This window comes from Mesorhizobium sp. M7A.F.Ca.CA.002.15.2.1 (genome assembly GCF_003998715.1).
Classification (GTDB): domain Bacteria; phylum Pseudomonadota; class Alphaproteobacteria; order Rhizobiales; family Rhizobiaceae; genus Mesorhizobium; species Mesorhizobium ciceri.
On record NZ_RZPI01000625.1, the window covers coordinates 1 to 3,298 of the forward strand.

At 64.3% G+C, this 3,298-nt stretch carries 3 protein-coding genes; all 3 read left to right on the forward strand.

Going from position 1 to position 3,298, the window contains the following annotated elements; all coding sequences use genetic code 11:
• Nucleotides 1–1,311 (forward strand): 3-phosphoshikimate 1-carboxyvinyltransferase (gene aroA / locus ENZ74_RS26395; protein ID WP_245471014.1); only part of this gene is annotated, 1,311 nt, incomplete at its 5' end.
• A 67-nt stretch (nt 1,312–1,378) separates the two neighbouring features.
• Entirely contained in the window at nt 1,379–2,023 is a 645-nt protein-coding gene (gene cmk / locus ENZ74_RS26400) for a (d)CMP kinase (protein ID WP_032898722.1), read from the forward strand.
• Between the two features lie 215 nt (nt 2,024–2,238).
• Nucleotides 2,239–3,298: 30S ribosomal protein S1 (locus ENZ74_RS26405; RefSeq protein ID WP_164761225.1), on the forward strand; the 1,060-nt coding region annotated here is incomplete at its 3' end.

Sequence of the window (3,298 nt, forward strand, 5' to 3'; positions counted from 1 at the left end):
GCCCTTTCCGGCATCGCGCGCGTGCCGGGCGACAAGTCGATCTCGCACCGTTCCTTCATGTTCGGCGGCCTCGCCTCCGGCGAGACCCGCATCACTGGCCTGCTCGAAGGCGAGGACGTGATGCGCACGGGTGCCGCCATGAAGGCAATGGGCGCGCATATCGAGAAGAACGGCGACGAGTGGGTGATCCGCGGCACCGGCAACGGCGCGCTGCTGCAGCCGGAAGGCCCGCTCGATTTCGGCAATGCCGGCACCGGCTCGCGGCTGACCATGGGCCTTGTCGGCACCTATGACATGGAGACGACCTTCATCGGCGATGCCTCGCTGTCGGGCCGGCCGATGGGCCGTGTGCTGGAACCCTTGCGCCAGATGGGCGTGCAGGTGCTGAAGGCGACGCCGGGCGACCGCATGCCGATCACACTGCATGGACCCAAGCATGCCGCACCGATCACCTATCGCGTGCCGATGGCCTCGGCGCAGGTGAAGTCCGCAGTGCTGCTCGCCGGCCTCAACACGCCCGGCATCACCACGGTGATCGAGCCGGTGATGACACGCGACCACACCGAAAAGATGCTGAAGGGGTTTGGCGCCAATCTGTCGGTCGAAACCGACGAGCGTGGCGTGCGCCACATCTTCATCGAAGGCCAGGGCAAGCTGACCGGCCAGACCATCGCCGTGCCGGGCGACCCGTCCTCGGCCGGCTTCCCGCTGGTGGCCGCCCTGATCGTGCCGGGTTCGGACATCACGATCGAAAACGTACTGATGAACCCGACCCGCACCGGCCTGCTTTTGACGCTGCAGGAGATGGGCGGCAACATCGACATCCTCAACCCACGCAATGCCGGCGGCGAGGATGTCGCCGACCTGCGGGTACGTTACTCCGAGCTCAAGGGCGTCATCGTGCCGCCCGAGCGGGCGCCGTCGATGATCGACGAGTATCCGGTGCTGGCGGTCGCTGCGAGCTTCGCCGAGGGCGAAACGCTGATGCAGGGGCTGGAGGAGTTGCGGGTGAAGGAATCCGACCGGCTGTCGGCCGTCGCCAACGGGCTGACGCTCAACGGCGTCGACTGCACCGAGGGCGAAGCTTCGCTTGCCGTGCGCGGCAAACCGGGCGGCAAGGGCCTTGGCGGCCATCCCAACGGCAAGGACACCACCGTGCAGACCCACCTCGACCACCGCATCGCCATGAGCTTTCTGGTCATGGGGCTGGCGACGGAAAAGCCGGTGACCATTGACGACGCCGCCATGATCGCGACCAGCTTTCCGGAGTTCATGGGGCTGATGACGGCGCTGGGCGCGGAGATCGGGTGACGGTCGTGGCAACCAATAGCCTTGGTACGTTGGCAGGCCAGCGCCCAACCCTTTCGGCGGTCTGCCAATGACACACGTCTTCACCATCGCCATCGACGGCCCCGCCGGCGCCGGCAAGGGCACCCTCGCCCGCCGGCTGGCCGACCACTACCGCCTCAACCTGCTCGACACCGGCCTCACCTACCGTGCCGTGGCCTATGCGCTCATCCAGCACGCGCTGCCGCTCGACAATGTCTCGGCGGCTGAAACCGCTGCCCGCCAGGTCGATCTGGCAAAGCTCGACCGGACGGTCTTGTCGGCGCATGCGGTCGGCGAGGCGGCCTCCAAGGTCGCGGTGTACCCGACCGTGCGGCGCATCCTCGTCGAAAAGCAGCGCGACTTCGCCAAGACGCCGCCGGGTGCGGTGCTCGACGGGCGCGACATCGGCACCGTGGTGTGCCCCGACGCCGACATCAAACTCTATGTGACGGCGAGCGCCGAGGTGCGAGCACAGCGCCGGCTGGCCGAGATCGAGAGCATCGGCGGGACCGCTGATTTTACCGAGATCCTCGCCGATATCATGCGCCGCGACCAGCGCGACATGGGCCGTGCCGACTCACCTTTGAAGCCGGCCGCCGACGCGCACTTGCTTGATACCAGCGAAATGGCTATAGAAGCCGCGTTTCTTGCAGCCATGGCGATCATCGATGACGTCTTGGCCAAGAGAGACTAGGTCTGATCCGGGTTTTTCCCTCGTCTTTCCGTTGTCGGAGGCGAAGAAAATACCCATATCGGGCACGAACCAGCCTGCCAGCATTCTTCATGCGCCGGAATTGCCGCTTAAAGAGCGGCCCAGGGCTTTTGTAGCCCGGAACGCCGGCAGGCCAACGCAACGCTAACCCACGGCGCCCGTCCCGCTTCCAGATGCGGGGCACTCCAGGAGAAACAATGTCAGCTGCAAATCCCACTCGCGATGATTTCGCGAGCCTGCTCGAAGAATCATTTACAACAGGCCATTCCGGCGAAGGCCAGGTCGTCAAGGGCACGATCACCGCGATCGAAAAGGACATGGCCATCATCGACGTCGGCCTCAAGGTCGAAGGCCGCGTGCCGCTGAAGGAATTTGGCGTCAAGGGCAAGGACACTACCCTCAAGGTTGGTGACACCGTCGAAGTCTATGTCGAGCGCATTGAAAACGCGCTTGGCGAAGCGATGCTTTCCCGTGAGAAGGCCCGTCGCGAAGAGAGCTGGGTCCGTCTCGAAGAGAAGTTCACCAAGGGTGAGCGCGTCGAAGGCGTCATCTTCAACCAGGTCAAGGGCGGCTTCACGGTCGACCTCGACGGCGCCGTGGCCTTCCTGCCGCGCAGCCAGGTCGATATCCGCCCGATCCGCGACGTCTCCCCGCTGATGCACAACCCGCAGCCCTTCGAGATCCTCAAGATGGATCGCCGCCGCGGCAACATCGTGGTGTCTCGCCGTACCGTGCTCGAAGAGAGCCGCGCCGAACAGCGTTCGGAAATCGTGCAGAACCTCGAAGAAGGCCAGGTTGTCGAAGGCGTCGTCAAGAACATCACCGATTACGGTGCGTTCGTCGACCTCGGCGGCATCGACGGCCTGCTGCATGTCACCGACATGGCATGGCGCCGCGTCAACCATCCGACCGAAATCCTCAACATCGGTCAGACGGTCAAGGTGCAGATCATCCGCATCAACCAGGAAACCCACCGTATCTCGCTCGGCATGAAGCAGCTCGAGAGCGATCCGTGGTCCGAGATCGGCACCAAGTTCCCGATCGGCAAGAAGATCAAGGGCACCGTCACCAACATCACCGACTACGGCGCGTTCGTCGAGCTGGAGCCGGGCATCGAGGGTCTCATCCACGTTTCGGAAATGTCGTGGACGAAGAAGAACGTGCATCCAGGCAAGATCCTGTCGACGACCCAGGAAGTCGACGTGGTGGTGCTCGAAGTCGATCCGGCCAAGCGCCGCATCTCGCTCGGCCTCAAGC